This window comes from Burkholderia sp. b14, from assembly GCF_900156195.1.
Taxonomy (GTDB): domain Bacteria; phylum Pseudomonadota; class Gammaproteobacteria; order Burkholderiales; family Burkholderiaceae; genus Mycetohabitans.
On record NZ_FTPJ01000003.1, the window covers coordinates 2,577,850 to 2,592,871 of the forward strand.

General features: G+C 62.1%; 14 protein-coding genes. 11 read left to right on the top strand and 3 right to left on the bottom strand.

Translation table 11 applies throughout. The annotated features are described in order from the left end of the window. The first annotated feature begins 7 nt into the window (after nt 1-7). The 9 genes from B0B13_RS16380 to nagZ all read left to right on the top strand — a co-directional run bounded on the left by B0B13_RS16380 (nt 8) and on the right by nagZ (nt 8,541). Nucleotides 8-304 carry a glutaredoxin family protein gene (locus B0B13_RS16380; RefSeq protein WP_076785227.1) on the top strand — a complete coding sequence of 99 codons (297 nt, stop codon included), beginning with the start codon at nt 8-10 and terminating at the stop codon, nt 302-304. Between the two features lie 99 nt (nt 305-403). Beyond that, nucleotides 404-2,197 carry a translation elongation factor 4 gene (lepA, locus tag B0B13_RS16385; RefSeq protein ID WP_076797106.1) on the top strand — a complete coding sequence of 598 codons (1,794 nt, stop codon included), beginning with the start codon at nt 404-406 and terminating at the stop codon, nt 2,195-2,197. 18 nt (nt 2,198-2,215) lie between these two features. Further along, nucleotides 2,216-3,127: a signal peptidase I gene (gene lepB / locus B0B13_RS16390; RefSeq protein WP_076785225.1), complete on the top strand. Its 912-nt coding sequence runs from the start codon at nt 2,216-2,218 to the stop codon at nt 3,125-3,127. A 50-nt stretch (nt 3,128-3,177) separates the two neighbouring features. Beyond that, nucleotides 3,178-4,335, top strand: a complete 1,158-nt coding sequence (rnc, locus tag B0B13_RS16395) for a ribonuclease III (protein ID WP_237573813.1) — start codon at nt 3,178-3,180, stop codon at nt 4,333-4,335. A 161-nt stretch (nt 4,336-4,496) separates the two neighbouring features. Continuing rightward, complete coding sequence (gene era / locus B0B13_RS16400) at nt 4,497-5,360, top strand: GTPase Era (RefSeq protein ID WP_139337486.1); 864 nt, start codon at nt 4,497-4,499, stop codon at nt 5,358-5,360. Then, the gene (gene recO / locus B0B13_RS16405) at nt 5,347-6,258 is read left to right on the top strand and encodes a DNA repair protein RecO (RefSeq protein WP_076797109.1); all 912 of its coding nucleotides are present in this window, start codon (nt 5,347-5,349) and stop codon (nt 6,256-6,258) included. The genes era and recO overlap by 14 nt, the downstream gene beginning before the upstream one ends. After that, complete coding sequence (pdxJ, locus tag B0B13_RS16410) at nt 6,255-7,019, top strand: pyridoxine 5'-phosphate synthase (RefSeq protein WP_076797110.1); 765 nt, start codon at nt 6,255-6,257, stop codon at nt 7,017-7,019. The genes recO and pdxJ overlap by 4 nt, the downstream gene beginning before the upstream one ends. Continuing rightward, a complete protein-coding gene (gene acpS / locus B0B13_RS16415; RefSeq protein WP_237573814.1) occupies nt 7,016-7,507 on the top strand; it encodes a holo-ACP synthase in 492 nt (163 codons plus the stop codon). Before pdxJ ends, acpS begins: the two co-directional genes overlap by 4 nt. Nucleotides 7,508-7,536: 29 nt before the next feature. Next, nucleotides 7,537-8,541, top strand: a complete 1,005-nt coding sequence (nagZ, locus tag B0B13_RS16420) for a beta-N-acetylhexosaminidase (protein WP_076797401.1) — start codon at nt 7,537-7,539, stop codon at nt 8,539-8,541. Between the two features lie 15 nt (nt 8,542-8,556). On the opposite strand, the gene B0B13_RS16425 is transcribed toward nagZ, so the two are convergent. From B0B13_RS16425 to earP, 3 genes are all read right to left on the bottom strand, one after another. Next, nucleotides 8,557-9,915, bottom strand: a complete 1,359-nt coding sequence (locus tag B0B13_RS16425) for a sigma-54-dependent transcriptional regulator (protein ID WP_076797111.1) — start codon at nt 9,913-9,915, stop codon at nt 8,557-8,559. Between the two features lie 285 nt (nt 9,916-10,200). Beyond that, complete coding sequence (gene efp, locus B0B13_RS16430) at nt 10,201-10,758, bottom strand: elongation factor P (RefSeq protein ID WP_076785219.1); 558 nt, start codon at nt 10,756-10,758, stop codon at nt 10,201-10,203. A gap of 97 nt (nt 10,759-10,855) precedes the next feature. Then, nucleotides 10,856-12,067: an elongation factor P maturation arginine rhamnosyltransferase EarP gene (gene earP / locus B0B13_RS16435; protein WP_076797112.1), complete on the bottom strand. Its 1,212-nt coding sequence runs from the start codon at nt 12,065-12,067 to the stop codon at nt 10,856-10,858. Between the two features lie 101 nt (nt 12,068-12,168). On the opposite strand from earP, the gene uvrC reads away from it, so the two are divergent. Both uvrC and pgsA read left to right on the top strand, forming a co-directional pair. Continuing rightward, nucleotides 12,169-14,274 carry an excinuclease ABC subunit UvrC gene (gene uvrC, locus B0B13_RS16440; RefSeq protein WP_076797113.1) on the top strand — a complete coding sequence of 702 codons (2,106 nt, stop codon included), beginning with the start codon at nt 12,169-12,171 and terminating at the stop codon, nt 14,272-14,274. A 98-nt stretch (nt 14,275-14,372) separates the two neighbouring features. Beyond that, the gene (pgsA, locus tag B0B13_RS16445) at nt 14,373-14,960 is read left to right on the top strand and encodes a CDP-diacylglycerol--glycerol-3-phosphate 3-phosphatidyltransferase (protein ID WP_076787289.1); all 588 of its coding nucleotides are present in this window, start codon (nt 14,373-14,375) and stop codon (nt 14,958-14,960) included. Nucleotides 14,961-15,022 lie beyond the last annotated feature (62 nt).

Consider the following 15,022-nt stretch of genomic DNA (forward strand, 5'->3'; position numbering starts at 1 on the left):
ACGCTCGATGATGGCGCACGGCTTGCACCGCCTGCCCCGCCTGACGCTGTACGGCCGCGCATGGTGTCATCTGTGCGACGACATGCGGGCGCAGCTCGATGCGATGTGGCCCAGCACGAGCGGCATCGCCGTCGAGGTGGTCGACATCGACGCGGATCCGGTGCTACAAGCGCAGTATGACGAGGCAGTACCCGTGCTGCTGTTAGACGGCGTCGAGTTGTGCCGTCACCGGCTCGACCCTGTGCGCGTCGCGCGGGCGCTGGCGAGCTTCGATGCGGGGCGATGGCCCGCGGGTCCAGCCTGATCGGATGCGTTTTCCGCTAAAATGCGCGGATTCTTGACTTTATCGCAAGGCGTGCTCCGCTTTTGTCCGAGCGCGCCTTTTTCGCTTGATCGACATTGAATGGATCATATTCGTAATTTTTCGATCATCGCGCACATCGATCACGGTAAATCGACGCTTGCTGACCGCATTATCCAGCTGTGCGGTGGCCTGTCGGACCGCGAAATGGAAGCGCAAGTGCTCGACTCGATGGATTTGGAGCGCGAGCGCGGCATCACGATCAAGGCGCAGACCGCCGCGTTGACGTACCGGGCGCGGGATGGTCGTGTTTATAACTTGAACCTGATCGACACACCGGGCCACGTCGACTTTTCCTATGAGGTGAGCCGTTCGTTATCCGCCTGCGAGGGTGCACTGCTGGTCGTCGATGCGAGCCAGGGGGTCGAAGCGCAGACCGTCGCAAACTGCTATACCGCGATCGAGTTGGGTGTCGAGGTCGTGCCGGTGCTCAACAAGATCGATTTGCCCGCGGCGAACCCGGACAACGCGATGGCCGAAATCGAAGATGTGATCGGCATTGACGCCACGGACGCAGTGCAGTGCAGCGCGAAGACGGGTCTGGGCGTGCAGGACGTGCTCGAGGCGCTGATCGCCAAGGTGCCGCCGCCTCGCGGCGACGCGCAGGCGCCGCTGCAGGCGCTGGTCATCGACTCGTGGTTCGACAATTACGTCGGCGTCGTGATGCTGGTGCGCATCATCAATGGCGCGTTGCGCCCGAAAGACAAGATCAGGATGATGGCGACCGGTGCGCAGCATCCGGTCGAGCACGTGGGCGTGTTCACACCGAAGTCGCAAAACCGTGACGTCTTGTGCGCGGGCGAAGTCGGGTTCGTGATCGCGGGCATCAAGGAATTGACGGCCGCGAAGGTTGGCGACACGATCACCCATTTGGCAAAGCCGGCGGCTGAACCGTTGCCGGGCTTCAAGGAAGTCAAGCCGCAGGTGTTCGCCGGGCTGTATCCGGTCGAGGCCAACCAGTACGATGCGTTGCTCGAGTCGCTTGAGAAACTCAAGCTCAACGATGCGTCGCTGCAATACGAACCCGAGGTCTCGCAGGCGCTGGGCTTCGGCTTTCGCTGTGGCTTCCTAGGCTTGCTGCACATGGAAATCGTGCAGGAGCGGCTCGAGCGCGAATTCAACATGGATTTGATCACGACGGCGCCGACCGTCGTGTACCAGGTGCTGATGCAGGACGGCTCGATGGTGATGGTCGAGAACCCGGCGAAGATGCCTGAGCCATCCAAGATCGCCGAGATCCGTGAGCCGATCGTGACGGTGAACCTGTATATGCCACAGGACTATGTCGGCGCGGTGATCACGCTATGCACGAGCAAGCGCGGCAATCAGGTCAACATGACCTACCACGGTCGCCAGGTGCAACTTACCTATGAGATACCGATGGCTGAGATCGTGCTGGACTTCTTCGATCGGCTCAAGTCCGTATCGCGCGGCTACGCGTCGATGGACTATGAGTTCAAGGAATATCGGGCATCGGATGTGGTCAAGGTCGATATGCTGATCAACGGCGACAAAGTCGATGCACTGTCGGTGATTGTGCATCGATCGCAGTCGCAGTATCGCGGTCGCGAGGTAGCCGCGAAGATGCGCGAAATCATCCCCCGGCAGATGTACGATGTTGCGATCCAGGCGGCCGTCGGCGCGCACATCATTGCGCGCGAGAACATTAAGGCGCTGCGCAAGAACGTGCTGGCTAAATGCTATGGTGGCGACATCACGCGCAAGAAGAAACTGCTCGAAAAGCAAAAAGAAGGCAAGAAGCGGATGAAGCAGGTCGGCAGCGTCGAGATTCCTCAAGAGGCATTTCTCGCTATTCTCAAAGTCGAAGACAAATAACCGAAAAACGGAATCTCCATGAATTTTGCGCTGATCCTCTTTATCCTGGTCGTGTTGACCGGCATTGCATGGGTAGCGGACAAGCTGGTTTTTCTTCCTCAGCGCCGGCGGGCCGCGGATGCCGCCGCGCACGCGTTCGATCAGCAGCAACAGCGCATGGATGAGCGCTTTCGCGACGAAAATGCCGCCCGCACACGGGCAAGGCTGCGCGAAGAACGGCTGCGCCAGCCGTGGTGGCTCGAGTATTCGGCGAGCTTCTTTCCGGTGATCCTGCTAGTCTTCGTGCTGCGTTCATTCATCGTCGAGCCGTTCAAGATTCCGTCCGGCTCGATGGTGCCCACGCTGCTTGTCGGCGACTTCATCCTGGTCAACAAGTACGATTACGGGATCCGCTTGCCGATCATCGATAAGAAGATCATCTCGAATCGAGACCCACAGCGCGGCGACGTCATTGTATTTCGCTATCCGAAGGACGAGTCGGTCGATTACATCAAGCGCGTTGTCGGCGTGCCGGGCGACGTGGTCGCGTACCAGGACAAGCGCCTGATGATCAATGGCGAGGTGGTGCTTAAAACGCCGCTGTCGGATTATCTGGATGAGGACCGGCTGTCGATGGGGCAGCCAGCCAAATACGTCAAGCAGTACAGCGAGACGCTCGGGGGCAAGCGCCATGCGTTGCTCAATGATCCGGCCGTGCCGCCGTTCGTGATTGGCGCAGACGATTATCCCTATCGCGACAATTGCCACTACAACGACCGCGGTGTGATTTGCAAGGTGCCGCCGGGCCACTATTTCGTGATGGGCGACAACCGGGACAATAGTGCCGACAGCCGCTACTGGGGCTTTGTGTCTGACCGCAACCTGGTCGGCCGTGCGTTCTTCATCTGGCTGAATTTCTCGAACCTGAAGCGGATCGGCTCGTTCGAATGACGCCTGAGCGTTGCTCGGCTCAGGCTGCGGCACGCGTTATACTTCTATCCATGTCTTTGTCACCGCTGGAAAGCCGGCTGCACTACGAATTTCGCAATGCGGAATTGTTGCGGCAGGCGATGACTCACCGCAGCCACAGTGCCACGCATAACGAGCGGCTCGAATTCCTTGGCGATTCGGTCCTCAACTGCGTGGTGGCGGCCCTTTTGTTCCAACGTTTTGGCAAACTCGATGAAGGCGACCTATCCCGCGTGCGGGCAAACTTGGTCAAGCAACAGTCGCTATACGAAATTGCCCAGGCGCTGAATATTGCAGAGGCGTTGCGGCTCGGCGAGGGGGAATTGCGCAGCGGCGGCTTCCGACGGCCGTCGATCTTGGCTGACACGTTTGAGGCAGTGCTCGGTGCGATCTTCCTGGATGGGGGATTCGACGCGGCGCAAACGGTGATCAAACGACTCTATGTCCCCATTTTGGATCATATCGATCCGCGCACGCTGGGCAAGGATGCCAAGACGCTGTTGCAGGAGTATTTGCAGGGCCACAAGATCGCATTGCCGAGCTACGCGGTGATTGCGACCACGGGCGCCGCCCACAATCAGCAGTTCGAGGTCGAGTGCACGGTGCCGAAGCTCGAGGTCAAGGTGTTTGGCACCGGTGCCAGTCGGCGCGCGGCCGAGCAGGCTGCCGCAAAAAAGGCGCTTGAAGAAGTGATGGCGGTGGCGCCGCAGTTGCTCGGCAAGCCGAAGCGATCGAAGAGCGCGGCACGCGCCGCCAAGCGCGAATCTGAGGGCGCACCGTCGCATGGCACCGGAGTGCAGGGCGCGCTCGATTTACGCCTCAAGTTGGACCGCAAGGCCGAGCAGCTGGGCCGCGCCGAGCGCGCCGCGCATCCCGCCGAGCGGGCGATGCAGCCGATGGAGCGGGGAGGCAATCACCATGAGCGCGTGAGCAGCGCGCCGTCGTCAAATGGTGTGCCGAGCGCCGTCGCGATGATGCGTGCCGCGCATGCTGATCATTCGGTCGAGCGGGCGCCACGTCAGGCCGACAAGGGGGCTGCAGCGTCCGATGCGCCATTGGCCAAGGCGGCGGCAGCGATTGCCACCGCCACCGTGGTTGCTGATGTGCCGGCCGGGTCCGGAAAGGCGCTCGATGAGCCCCGCGATACGGCGCCTCATTCGACGCCGCGCAAGGCCGATGCCGGCGCGTGACCGCGACCGTGCCAAGGCGGCCTGTCGCAGCATGACCTGCCGCGCTTTACTCTTTGAACCCGACAGCCGAGGTCGGGCGCTACGCGCCCACGTCAGCGGTATTTCCTGCAGGTCCGCTTGCCATGAATTCGACTCTTGAACAAACCGGTTTCCGTTGCGGCATGATCGCGATCGTTGGGCGCCCCAATGTCGGCAAGTCGACGCTGATGAACGCTTTCGTTGGGCAAAAGGTTAGCATCACGTCACGCAAGGCGCAAACCACGCGGCACCGGATCACCGGTATCCGGACGTTGGGCGATGCACAATTCATCTTTGTCGACACGCCCGGCTTCCAAACCCGGCACGGCTCGGCGCTGAACCGTTCGCTGAACCGCGCGGTCACCTCGACGTTGACCTCGGTGGACGTCGTGCTGTTCGTGGTTGAGGCAGGCCGTTACGGGCCGGACGATCAACGGGTGCTGGAGTTGATCCCGCCGTCGGTGCCGACGGTGCTGATCGCCAATAAGGTCGACAAGCTTTCGGACAAGAGCGCATTGCTGCCATTTTTGAAAAGCACAGCGGCGCTGCGCGCGTTCCGTGACGTCGTACCGATGAGCGCGAAGCAGCCGGACGACATCACGCGGTTGTTGAAGATCTTGCGGCCGTCGTTGCCGCTCGGTGAGCCGATCTATGGCGAGGACGAGCTGACCGACCGCAGCGAGCGATTCTTGGCGGCCGAGATCCTGCGGGAGAAAGTATTCCGCTGGACTGGAGACGAGTTGCCCTACACGAGTACGGTACTGATCGACAAGTTCGAGCAGGAAGGCCGCCTGCGGCGGGTCTTCGCAACGATTCTCGTCGATCGTGACAACCACAAGGCGATGATCATTGGGCAGAAGGGCGCGAAGCTGAAGCAGATTAGCACCGAGGCGCGCATCGACATGGAAAAGCTCTTCGATGGTCCGGTTTATTTGGAGACGTTCGTGAAGGTCAAGAGCGGCTGGGCGGACAACGAGGCGGGATTGCGCGCCTATGGGTACGAATGACGTCTGGCTGGGTCATCCAGATCATGCCAGGCAACCCGACGCCGGCGCAGCACCGGAAAGGGTGCCCGACGGCGTGCCGCCGGGCGCGTCGGATGCGTCGGGCAATGTAGCGCAGTCCGCGCCAGATTACGCTGCATCGACCCGCCGCCGCGCCGCCGCGCCGCGCTCGAGCCCCCGTATCGATGAGCAGCCGGGCTTCGTGTTGCACGCCTACCCGTATCGTGAGACGAGCCTGATCATCGACGTGTTCACGCGCACGCACGGCCGTCTCGCGCTCGTCGCGAAGGGGGCAAAGCGGCCGCATTCGGCGCTGCGCGGCGTGCTGCAGACGTTTCAGCCGCTCGCGCTGTCATGGACCGGTAAGTCCGAAATGCGGACGCTGACTAAGGCTGAATGGGTCGGCGGAATGCGTCCGCTCGCTGGCGATGCACTGCTGTGTGGCTTTTACGTCAATGAATTGCTCGTCAGGTTCTGTGCACGGGAGGATCCGCATACCGCGTTGTTCGACCATTACTTGTTGACGTTGACGCGGCTCGCGCATGACGAACCGGCAGTGCAGGTATTGCGCTCGTTTGAGCGCGTCTTACTGCGTGAGACCGGCTATGCCATGTCGCTTGATCGGACCGTAACGAGGCAGAATGTTGTGGCCGGACGCTCGTATGTGTTCGACCCCGAGCGGGGCGTATGCGACGTCGAAATGCTTGACGGGGCTCAGGCGGGTGCGTTGCACGGGCCGGTCATTGCCGGGCAAACGCTGCTCGACATGGAGCGCGACGACTATTCGCGTGCGCAGACCGTCGCGCAGAGCAAGACCCTGATGCGTTTTTTGCTGAATACTTATCTTGGTGGCGCGCCGCTTGCGACGCGCCAGATCTTGATCGACTTGCAAAACCTATGAACATCTTCTCGTCGCCAACGCCTGTCATCGAGCTGGGGGTCAACATCGACCATGTTGCCACGTTACGCAACGTGCGTGGTACGGCGTATCCTGACCCACTGCGCGCGGCGCTGCAAGCTGAGGCTGCCGGCGCCGACGCGATCACGCTGCATCTGCGTGAGGACCGCCGCCATATCGTCGACGCCGACGTGCGCGCGTTGCGGCCGTTGCTTAAGACCCGAATGAACCTGGAGTGCGCGTTGACGCAGGAAATGCTCGACATCGCCTGTGACGTGCGCCCACACGACGTTTGCCTGGTACCGGAAAAGCGCGCCGAGCTGACCACCGAAGGCGGATTGGACGTGGTCACGCACTTCGACGCGGTCAAGGCGGCGAGTCGGCAACTGGCCGATGCGGGCGCGCGCGTATCGCTGTTCATCGACGCCGAGCCGGAGCAGATCCGGGCGGCTCACGAAAGCGGCGCGCCGGTGATTGAGCTACATACCGGACGCTACGCCGACGCGGATGACGACGCCCGGCAGTCACAGGAATTCGAGCGGATTGCCGCGGGTGTCGACCTGGGACGGTCGCTGGGCCTGAAAGTCAATGCCGGTCACGGCCTGCACTATACCAACGTACAGCGCATTGCCGCGCTCGATGGTATTGCCGAGCTGAACATCGGCCATGCCATCGTCGCGCATGCCATTTTTGCGGGATGGGACAATGCCGTGCGGGAGATGAAGGCAATCATCGTCGCGTCGCGCGTCGGCGCGCGTGCATGAGCGCCGGGGCCGCGCCGATGGTGCACCGCGCCGTCTATGGGATCGGCACGGACATCGTGCAAGTTAGCCGCATCGCCGCCGTGATGGAGCGTACCGGCGGCCGCTTTGCCGAAAAAATCCTCGGTCCGCAGGAACTCGCGGTCTATCGCGTGCGCGCGGCACGCTCGGAAGGGCGCGGCGTGGCGTTCTTGGCCACGCGCTTTAGCGCGAAGGAGGCGCTCTCTAAAGCGATCGGGCTCGGCATGCATTGGCCGATGACGTGGCGCGCGGTACAGACGCTCAACGAGAAAAGCGGCAAGCCGGTGATCGTCGCGACCGGTGAGCTGGCCCGGTGGATGGCCGAGCGCGGACTCAGCGCACGCGTATCCGTCAGCGACGAACGCGATTATGCGGTGTCGTTCGTCATCGCCGAAGTCGATGCGTCAATGGATGGCTCCGGTGCCGGGTTGATGGACCGGCACGCGACTGACCTCAAGAACCCGAGTTGAACAACCGCAAGCGCAAATATGGTCCGGTGATGCTCGACGTCGCCGGCACTTCGTTGAGTCGTGACGATGCCCGTCGGATCGCCGATCCGCTGACCGGCGGCGTGATTTTGTTCGCCCGCAATTATGCGAGCCGCGCGCAACTGCTCGAGCTGACTGGCGCAATCCGCGATGTGCGCGACGATGTGATCATTGCGGTGGACCAGGAGGGCGGGCGCGTGCAGCGTTTCCGGGGTGATAGGTTCACGTCGCTGCCGCCGATGCGTGCCCTGGGCGCGTTATGGAACGACGATGCGCTCGCGGCAATCCGAGTGGCCACGGCGATCGGCTATGTGATGGCATCGGAGTTGCACGCGAGCGGTGTCGACTTGAGCTTTGCGCCGGTGCTCGACCTAGACTACGGGCGTTCGAAGGCGATCGGCGATCGTGCGTTCCACCCGGATCCGCGCGTCGTCGCGCTGTTGGCTAAAAGCGTCGCGCATGGCTTGGCGCTGGCTGGGATGGCAGCCTGCGGTAAGCATTTTCCGGGGCACGGCTACGTGGAGGCGGATTCGCATGTCGAGGCGCCTGTTGACACCCGAGCGCTCGACGAGATTCTCGCCTGCGATGTGCAGCCGTATCAATGGCTCGGGCTGTCGCTGGCCGCGGTGATGCCGGCCCACGTCGTCTATCCGGCCGTCGATGCTCGGCCGGCCGGTTTCTCGTCCGTATGGTTGCAGCAGATCCTGCGCGGTAGGCTTGGTTTCAATGGCGTGATCTTCAGCGACGATTTGTCGATGCAGGCGGCGCGTCAGGCCGGGACCACCGCCGAGGCCGCGCATGCGGCGCTCGATGCTGGATGCGACATGGTGCTCGTGTGCAATCGTCCCGAGGACGCCGACGATGTGCTGCAGCGCCTGCGCGCGCGCGACATCGATACCGCGTCTCGGCGTCGCATCAAGCGGCTCGCACCGCGCGGTGACGCGCCGAAGTGGAGCGAGCTGATGTGCCAGCCCGACTATTGCCAAGCGAGCAAGCTGATCGACAGCCTACGGTGAACGGGGCGGACCGGTTTAGGTCACCTTCATTCGCTGAAGCTTGTTGTACAGTGTCTTGGGACTGATGCCAAGCAGTGTCGCTGCACGATGCCGGGTGCCACCCACCGCATCGAGCGTGGCACGGATCAGCATCTCCTCGACATCGGCAAGCGGCGTGCCGACCGCGATCTGCACCTGGTGGTTCGACCGCGAACGGCTAGTGCGGCCGCCTTCGTTGTCCGGCGACAAGCTTTCGATCATGTCCTCGGATGCCTGATGTGAGCGCTCGATCACGTCGCGCAATTCGCGCACATTGCCTGGCCATTCGTATTCGATCAGCTCGCGCACGCACAGCGGGCTGAGCCGCTTGACCGAATCGTGGCGTTGATTCAGCACGTCGACGAAATAAGTGGCCAGCAGTTCGATGTCCTCGCCGCGCTCGCGCAGCGGCGGCAATGTCAGTGGTGCCACGTTCAACCGTTGCAGCAGGTCGGTGCGCAGCGTGCCGCGGGCCAGCGCCTGCTGCGGCGATTCGACGGTGGCCGCCACCACCCGGAAGTCGGCGCTCAGATCGGTGGTGCCGCCCATCCGGCGAAACGTGCGTGCCCCCAGCGCTCGTGCGAGTGCCTCCTGCTGCGCGGCCGGCAGTAGATCGACACGGTCGATAAACAGCGTGCCGCCGGCTGCCCGCTCCAGCACGCCGGCTCCGCTCGTTTCCGCTCCATCAAATGCGCCGCGCTGGTGACCAAATAGCATGCTTTCCCACGGCTCAGCGCCTGCGTGACTGGCCGCCGCGCCGTCCAGCTTCACCAGCGGGCCTTTCTTGCGACGGCTCATCTCGTGCAGCGTTCGCGCAGCGATCTCCTTGCCGGTTCCCGGCTCGCCAACAATCAGCACTGCTGCCTCCGTCGGCGCGATACGCTCGATCGTGTCATAGACCTGTTGCATTGCCGCACCGCGACCGATCATTGAACCAAAGCGGCCGACGCGCCGCAATGCCGCACGCAGGTTCTGGACTTCCTCGGTAAGCTCGTATGGGCGCGGAATGCGTGCCAGCAGGCTGCGCAATCGCGGGATATTGACCGGCTTGAGTAGATAGTCCCAAATGCCGTGGCGCAGCCCTTCAATCGCGCTTTCCACCGTCGCATTACCGGTCATCACGATGACCGGCGTCACGCCGTCCGGCTGTGACGGCAGAGAATGCAGCACGTCCAGCCCGCTGCCGTCGGGTAGGTTCAAGTCGACCAGTACCACATCGGGAATGAACCGCTGCAACGCGGCGCGCGCTTCTGCGAGCGTGGCTGCAGTGTCGACGGAAAAACCATCGGTACTCAGGATGGCCGACAACCCTGACAGGCTGTTAGGGTCATCTTCAACGATCAGGGCGTGTGGCATAGCGCGACGAGGGATTATCTGCGGCGAATTTTTGAGCGCTGCGTTGGCGGTTCGGGGTGAGCATGCTTCGTGCCAATTCGTCGTACTTTACCAATCAACGCGTTGCCGTAACAGGGTGAGCTGCGCATGTTCCCAATGCGGCAAATTTTTCCCGTTTGGCGCGTAAATTTTTCCACCGCCGTGCAGCAGTGACGCGTCGCGTTGGCTCCCGTAACTCCCCCGTAAACAAAAAAGCGCTCCAGTCGGAGCGCTTGCGTTGTGGCATTGAGAACGTTCGAGGCGCTGTTACGCGCGGCTACGGTACTCGTGTGTACGCGTGTCAATCTCGATCTTGTCGCCGATGTTGCAGAATAGCGGCACTTGCAATTCGAAGCCGGTAGCCAGCTTGGCATTCTTGAGTACCTTACCGGACGACGTATCGCCCTTGACCGCAGGTTCCGTATAGACGATTTCGCGCACTAGCGTGGTCGGCAACTCGACTGAGATCGCCTTGTCGTTGTAGAACACCACTTCGCACGCCATGCCGTCCTCGAGATAGTGCAACGCATCGCCCATCATCTCGCTTTCGACCTCGTACTGGTTGTAGTCCGCATCCATGAAAACATACATCGGATCAGCGAAGTACGAATAGGTGACCTCTTTGCGGTCGAGCACGACCACGTCGAACTTGTCATCGGCCTTATACACCGACTCGTTGCCCGCGCCGGTCAATAGGTTCTTCAGCTTCAGCTTGACGACCGCGGCGTTGCGGCCCGACTTGTTGTACTCGGTTTTCTGTACAACCATGGGATCGTTGCCGATCATTATGACGTTGCCCGTACGCAGTTCTTGAGCGGTCTTCATAACACTGTCCTGTCCGATAAATGGGTATGGCGAATGGCTGACGGCACGCCCCCACATTGGGCAGTCCGGCAGGCAAGCCTAAGCTCTTGAAAACCCATTATTTTAACGTATTTTGGGCAAATGCGGCCAGATGCCCGGCTAGATCACCGACCGCGGCCAGCTCGTCCGCCCATGCGTGTGCGCGTGCCGCGAACGCTTCCCGGTGCTGGATGAAATCCTGCCAATCGGGCAGGCCATGCATTGGATTGCCGTTCCATGCGTGCCAGAAGCGCGTCAATGCGTCGCGCGCGCGCGGCTCCAGTGCCGAGCCGATATGCGCTAGGGCCGCGTCCAGCTTCGGCAGATGCGCATCATCCGCCTGTGGATAGATGTGCCAGACGAACGGCTTGCGTGTCCATTGTGCGCGCACGAACGAATCCTCGCCACGCACGAAGTTGATATCGGCGCTCCACAACAGTCGGTCGTAGCCGCGCTGGTCGGTGAACGGCAACGCATACGCGCTCAGCGCACCTGCGCTCGCGCTGGTGCCCGCCGCGAATGCGCGCGGTCCTGCGCGATGACCGAAAAACCGCGCTACAGAGCTGGAGACCCGCCCCTGTGGAACCAATAGCACCAACGGATCCGGCGCATCACGCCATTGCTCGAGCAGCGCGTCGAGAGCGGGATTCTCGTAGGAGAACAGCGATACGACCGTGGCGGCCGGATCGGGCTGCGGCAGCCCGAGCGCCGCCCACCAGCCCGCCCGTTCGGCCGCCGATTCGACGAACGCGCGGCGCTGCGAGTCCAGGTCTTGCTCGCGAAGCACGCCACCAGTGTGGGCGTCGAGGCCGGGGAAGAAGAACGTCTTGGTCAGTGCATGGCGGGGATGAGGCGACGCGCGCAAGTGAAAGTCCGCCACCCAGTCTTCCGACGACAGGTATTCAAGGTTGATCCAGGCTACCCGCGATGAGCGTTGCGCCATCGCAGCAACGTATGACGCTGGCAGATCGCAGGCGAATGCCTCGATGACGACATCGGCGATGTTCAGTGCCGCCGCGCCAGGCCCAGCGAACTGGGATTCATGCCAATGTTCGATGGCGACACCGGCCAGCACTTGCCGCTCACACTCGATATCCAACCCAGGCGCCAGACGCGCGAGCGTGGTCAACTCATCGATGAACAGACGCACTTGCCAGCCGTATTCATTCGCCAACTGCCGGGCCAGCCGCCAGCAGACGCCGGCGTCGCCGAAATTGTCGATTACCGTGCAGAAAATGTCGCATGTGAGCGGCGCACGCGCGCCGGCAAGCAGGGCGGGGCAGGAGGACATGGGACGCGCGCGACGCGCAGGCCGCTTGGCGAATGATCTAAACTGGTTATTTTAAAGCACAGATCCCGTGCGCTGCACGGGACTGATCCGGTATTGGCTACATGACTGAACCGTCTGCTCCTCCGACCGTTACTGAGCCCGACGCGGATTTTGACCCTAAGCGTGTCATTGCGCAGCTGCCGCACCTGCCCGGCGTGTATCGCTATTACGATGTACAAGGCGCCGTGCTGTACGTGGGCAAGGCGCGCGACTTGAAAAAGCGTGTATCGAGCTATTTCACGAAGACGCTGGTCTCGCCGCGCATCGCGTTAATGGTCCAGCGCATCGCGCGCATCGAAACCACGGTGACGCGCTCCGAAACAGAGGCATTGCTGCTGGAGAACAACCTGATCAAGGCGTTGACGCCACGCTACAACATCCTGTTTCGCGACGATAAGTCGTATCCGTACCTGAAGCTCACTGGGCATCGCTTCCCGCGCATCACGTCCTATCGCGGCGCCGTCGACAAGCATAACCAGTATTTTGGCCCGTTTCCAAGTGGCTGGGCGGTGCGCGAAAGCATCCAGATCCTGCAGCGCGTATTCCAATTGCGGACCTGCGAGGACTCGGTCTTTAACAACCGTACCCGTCCCTGCCTGTTGCATCAGATCGGCCGGTGCACTGCGCCTTGCGTTGGCGCAATCAGTGACGAAGACTATGCGCGTGATGTGACCAACGCGGCGCGCTTTCTGCAGGGGCGTCAGCGCGAGGTAATGAAGGAACTGGAGGACAAGATGCATGGTTACGCGGCCGAGTTGAAATTCGAACAGGCGGCCGCGGTACGCAACCAGATGAGTTCGCTGTCCAAGGTGCTGCAACAGCAGGCGATCGAGGTTGGCACCGAGCGTGGCAGCGGCGATGCCGACATCCTGGCGGTGGTCGCACAAGGAGGGCGCGTATGCGTGAACCTAGCCATGGTGCGTGGCGGCCGCCATCTCGGCGACAAGGCTTACTTCCCGTCCCACGTCGAGACCGCGTTGGCCACGCCGGACGAACTGCCGGAAGCCGGCAATGGGTCGGAAGTGACGACGGTCGCCATCCCGACACCCCGCGCTGAGGCAGCTGCCGATGTCCTGTCAGTGGACCGTGACACCCAGAAGGCGGCGCGGGATGACATCGAGGCAGCGGTGCTGGATGCGTTCATCGCACAGCACTATATCGGCCACCCGGTGCCGCCAGTGATTATCGTCAGTCATGCGCCGGCCACGCGTGAGTTGGTCGACGTGCTGGCGCAGCAGTGCGGGCACAAGGTCACGCTGATCCGCCAGCCGCAAGGCCAGAAGCGGGCATGGTTATCGATGGCCGAGCAGAATGCACGACTCGCGCTCGCCCGACTGCTGTCCGAGCAGGGTTCCCAGCAGGCCCGCACGCACGCGCTTGCTCAGGTGCTGTCGATTGACCTGGAGGACTTGTCACCGTTGCGTATCGAGTGTTTCGACATCTCGCACACGATGGGCGAGGCCACCCAGGCCTCCTGTGTCGTCTATCACCATCATAAGATGCAATCCGCCGAGTACCGGCGCTACAACATCACGGGGATCACGCCGGGCGATGACTACGCCGCCATGCGGCAGGTGCTCACGCGGCGCTATGAGAAGATCGTATCGCAGTTGGCCGGCGCATCATCGGCTTCGCCGGCCGACGTGCAAACGACTGGCGGCGCCGCGCCCGCCCGTGACGCGCAACCCACGGCGCAGGCGGGCGCGGTCGCGGGTGCTGGCGTGCTGCCGCATATCGTGCTGATCGACGGCGGCAAGGGACAAGTGGAGATCGCCCGTCAGGTTTTCACGGAACTGGGACTGGACGCCAGCATGCTGGTCGGGGTCGCGAAAGGTGAGGGTCGCAAGGTCGGTCTTGAGACCCTGGTCTTCGCGGACGGGCGGGCGCCGCTCGAGTTGGGCAAGGAGAGCGCCGCGCTGATGCTGGTCGCGCAAATTCGCGACGAGGCGCACCGCTTTGCCATCACCGGGATGCGGGCCAAGCGCGCCAAGGCGCGTCACAGCTCGCGTCTGGAGGAACTCGAGGGGGTGGGGGCGAAGCGACGGCAGCGATTGCTCGCGCGCTTTGGCGGGCTGCGTGGCGTGATGTCTGCCAGCATCGATGAATTGGCCAGTGTCGAAGGCGTGTCGCGCACGCTGGCCGAGCAGATCTACCGTCAATTGCACTGAGCATGGTGGCCGGCGCGCGCGAGCTGCTTGCTTGTGACGCGCCGGATCACGCGGCACAATGGCAATTGTGCGCAACCTTTCATCACCAGTTCGCTTCGATGCCTTTCAATTTACCGATTTTCCTGACGTGGCTACGGATCGTGCTGATCCCGTTAATCGTTGGCGTGTACTATCTGCCGGACACGATGTTGGTCGCGCAGGACAAGAACGAAGCGGCTGCGGCCATCTTCATCCTGGCGGCGTTGACCGACTGGTTCGACGGATTTCTTGCGCGCAAGCTAAACCAGACCTCGGCATTCGGCGCCTTTCTCGACCCGGTCGCGGACAAACTGATGGTGACCGCCGCATTGCTGGTGCTGGTGCACTTGATGCGGCTCGATTCGGCCATTGCGCTGGTGATCGTGGGCCGTGAGATCACGATTTCTGCGCTACGTGAATGGATGGCGCAGATCGGCGCATCCAAAAGCGTCGCTGTCAATTCGCTGGGCAAGTTCAAGACCGCGTGCCAGATGATCGCGATTCCGATGCTGCTGTATTACGCGCCGATTGGCGTGCCGGGGCAGTTCGCGATCAACACGCGCGTTGTGGGCGAGTGGCTGATCTATTTGGCGGCCGTGCTGACGATCTGGTCGATGCTCTATTACATGAAGCTGGCCTGGCCGCAGATCCGCGATCGGGCCACATGATAGGGTGGAGCGGGCATCCGTGCTGATGGCACGGATATTTTATCGGCCTCTATCCTTGACAC

Bases quoted from the DNA above. Each gene is read 5' to 3' on its own strand.
- uvrC (WP_076797113.1), top strand. From the start codon at position 12,169: ATGACTGAACCGTCTGCTCCTCCGACCGTTACTGAGCCCGACGCGGAT.
- era (WP_139337486.1), top strand. From the start codon at position 4,497: ATGATCGCGATCGTTGGGCGCCCCAATGTCGGCAAGTCGACGCTGATG.
- efp (WP_076785219.1), bottom strand. From the start codon at position 10,758: ATGAAGACCGCTCAAGAACTGCGTACGGGCAACGTCATAATGATCGGC.
- lepB (WP_076785225.1), top strand. From the start codon at position 2,216: ATGAATTTTGCGCTGATCCTCTTTATCCTGGTCGTGTTGACCGGCATT.
- pgsA (WP_076787289.1), top strand. From the start codon at position 14,373: ATGCCTTTCAATTTACCGATTTTCCTGACGTGGCTACGGATCGTGCTG.
- B0B13_RS16380 (WP_076785227.1), top strand. From the start codon at position 8: ATGATGGCGCACGGCTTGCACCGCCTGCCCCGCCTGACGCTGTACGGC.
- B0B13_RS16425 (WP_076797111.1), bottom strand. From the start codon at position 9,915: ATGCCACACGCCCTGATCGTTGAAGATGACCCTAACAGCCTGTCAGGG.
- nagZ (WP_076797401.1), top strand. From the start codon at position 7,537: ATGCTCGACGTCGCCGGCACTTCGTTGAGTCGTGACGATGCCCGTCGG.
- rnc (WP_237573813.1), top strand. From the start codon at position 3,178: ATGTCTTTGTCACCGCTGGAAAGCCGGCTGCACTACGAATTTCGCAAT.
- acpS (WP_237573814.1), top strand. From the start codon at position 7,016: ATGAGCGCCGGGGCCGCGCCGATGGTGCACCGCGCCGTCTATGGGATC.
- lepA (WP_076797106.1), top strand. From the start codon at position 404: ATGGATCATATTCGTAATTTTTCGATCATCGCGCACATCGATCACGGT.
- pdxJ (WP_076797110.1), top strand. From the start codon at position 6,255: ATGAACATCTTCTCGTCGCCAACGCCTGTCATCGAGCTGGGGGTCAAC.
- recO (WP_076797109.1), top strand. From the start codon at position 5,347: ATGGGTACGAATGACGTCTGGCTGGGTCATCCAGATCATGCCAGGCAA.
- earP (WP_076797112.1), bottom strand. From the start codon at position 12,067: ATGTCCTCCTGCCCCGCCCTGCTTGCCGGCGCGCGTGCGCCGCTCACA.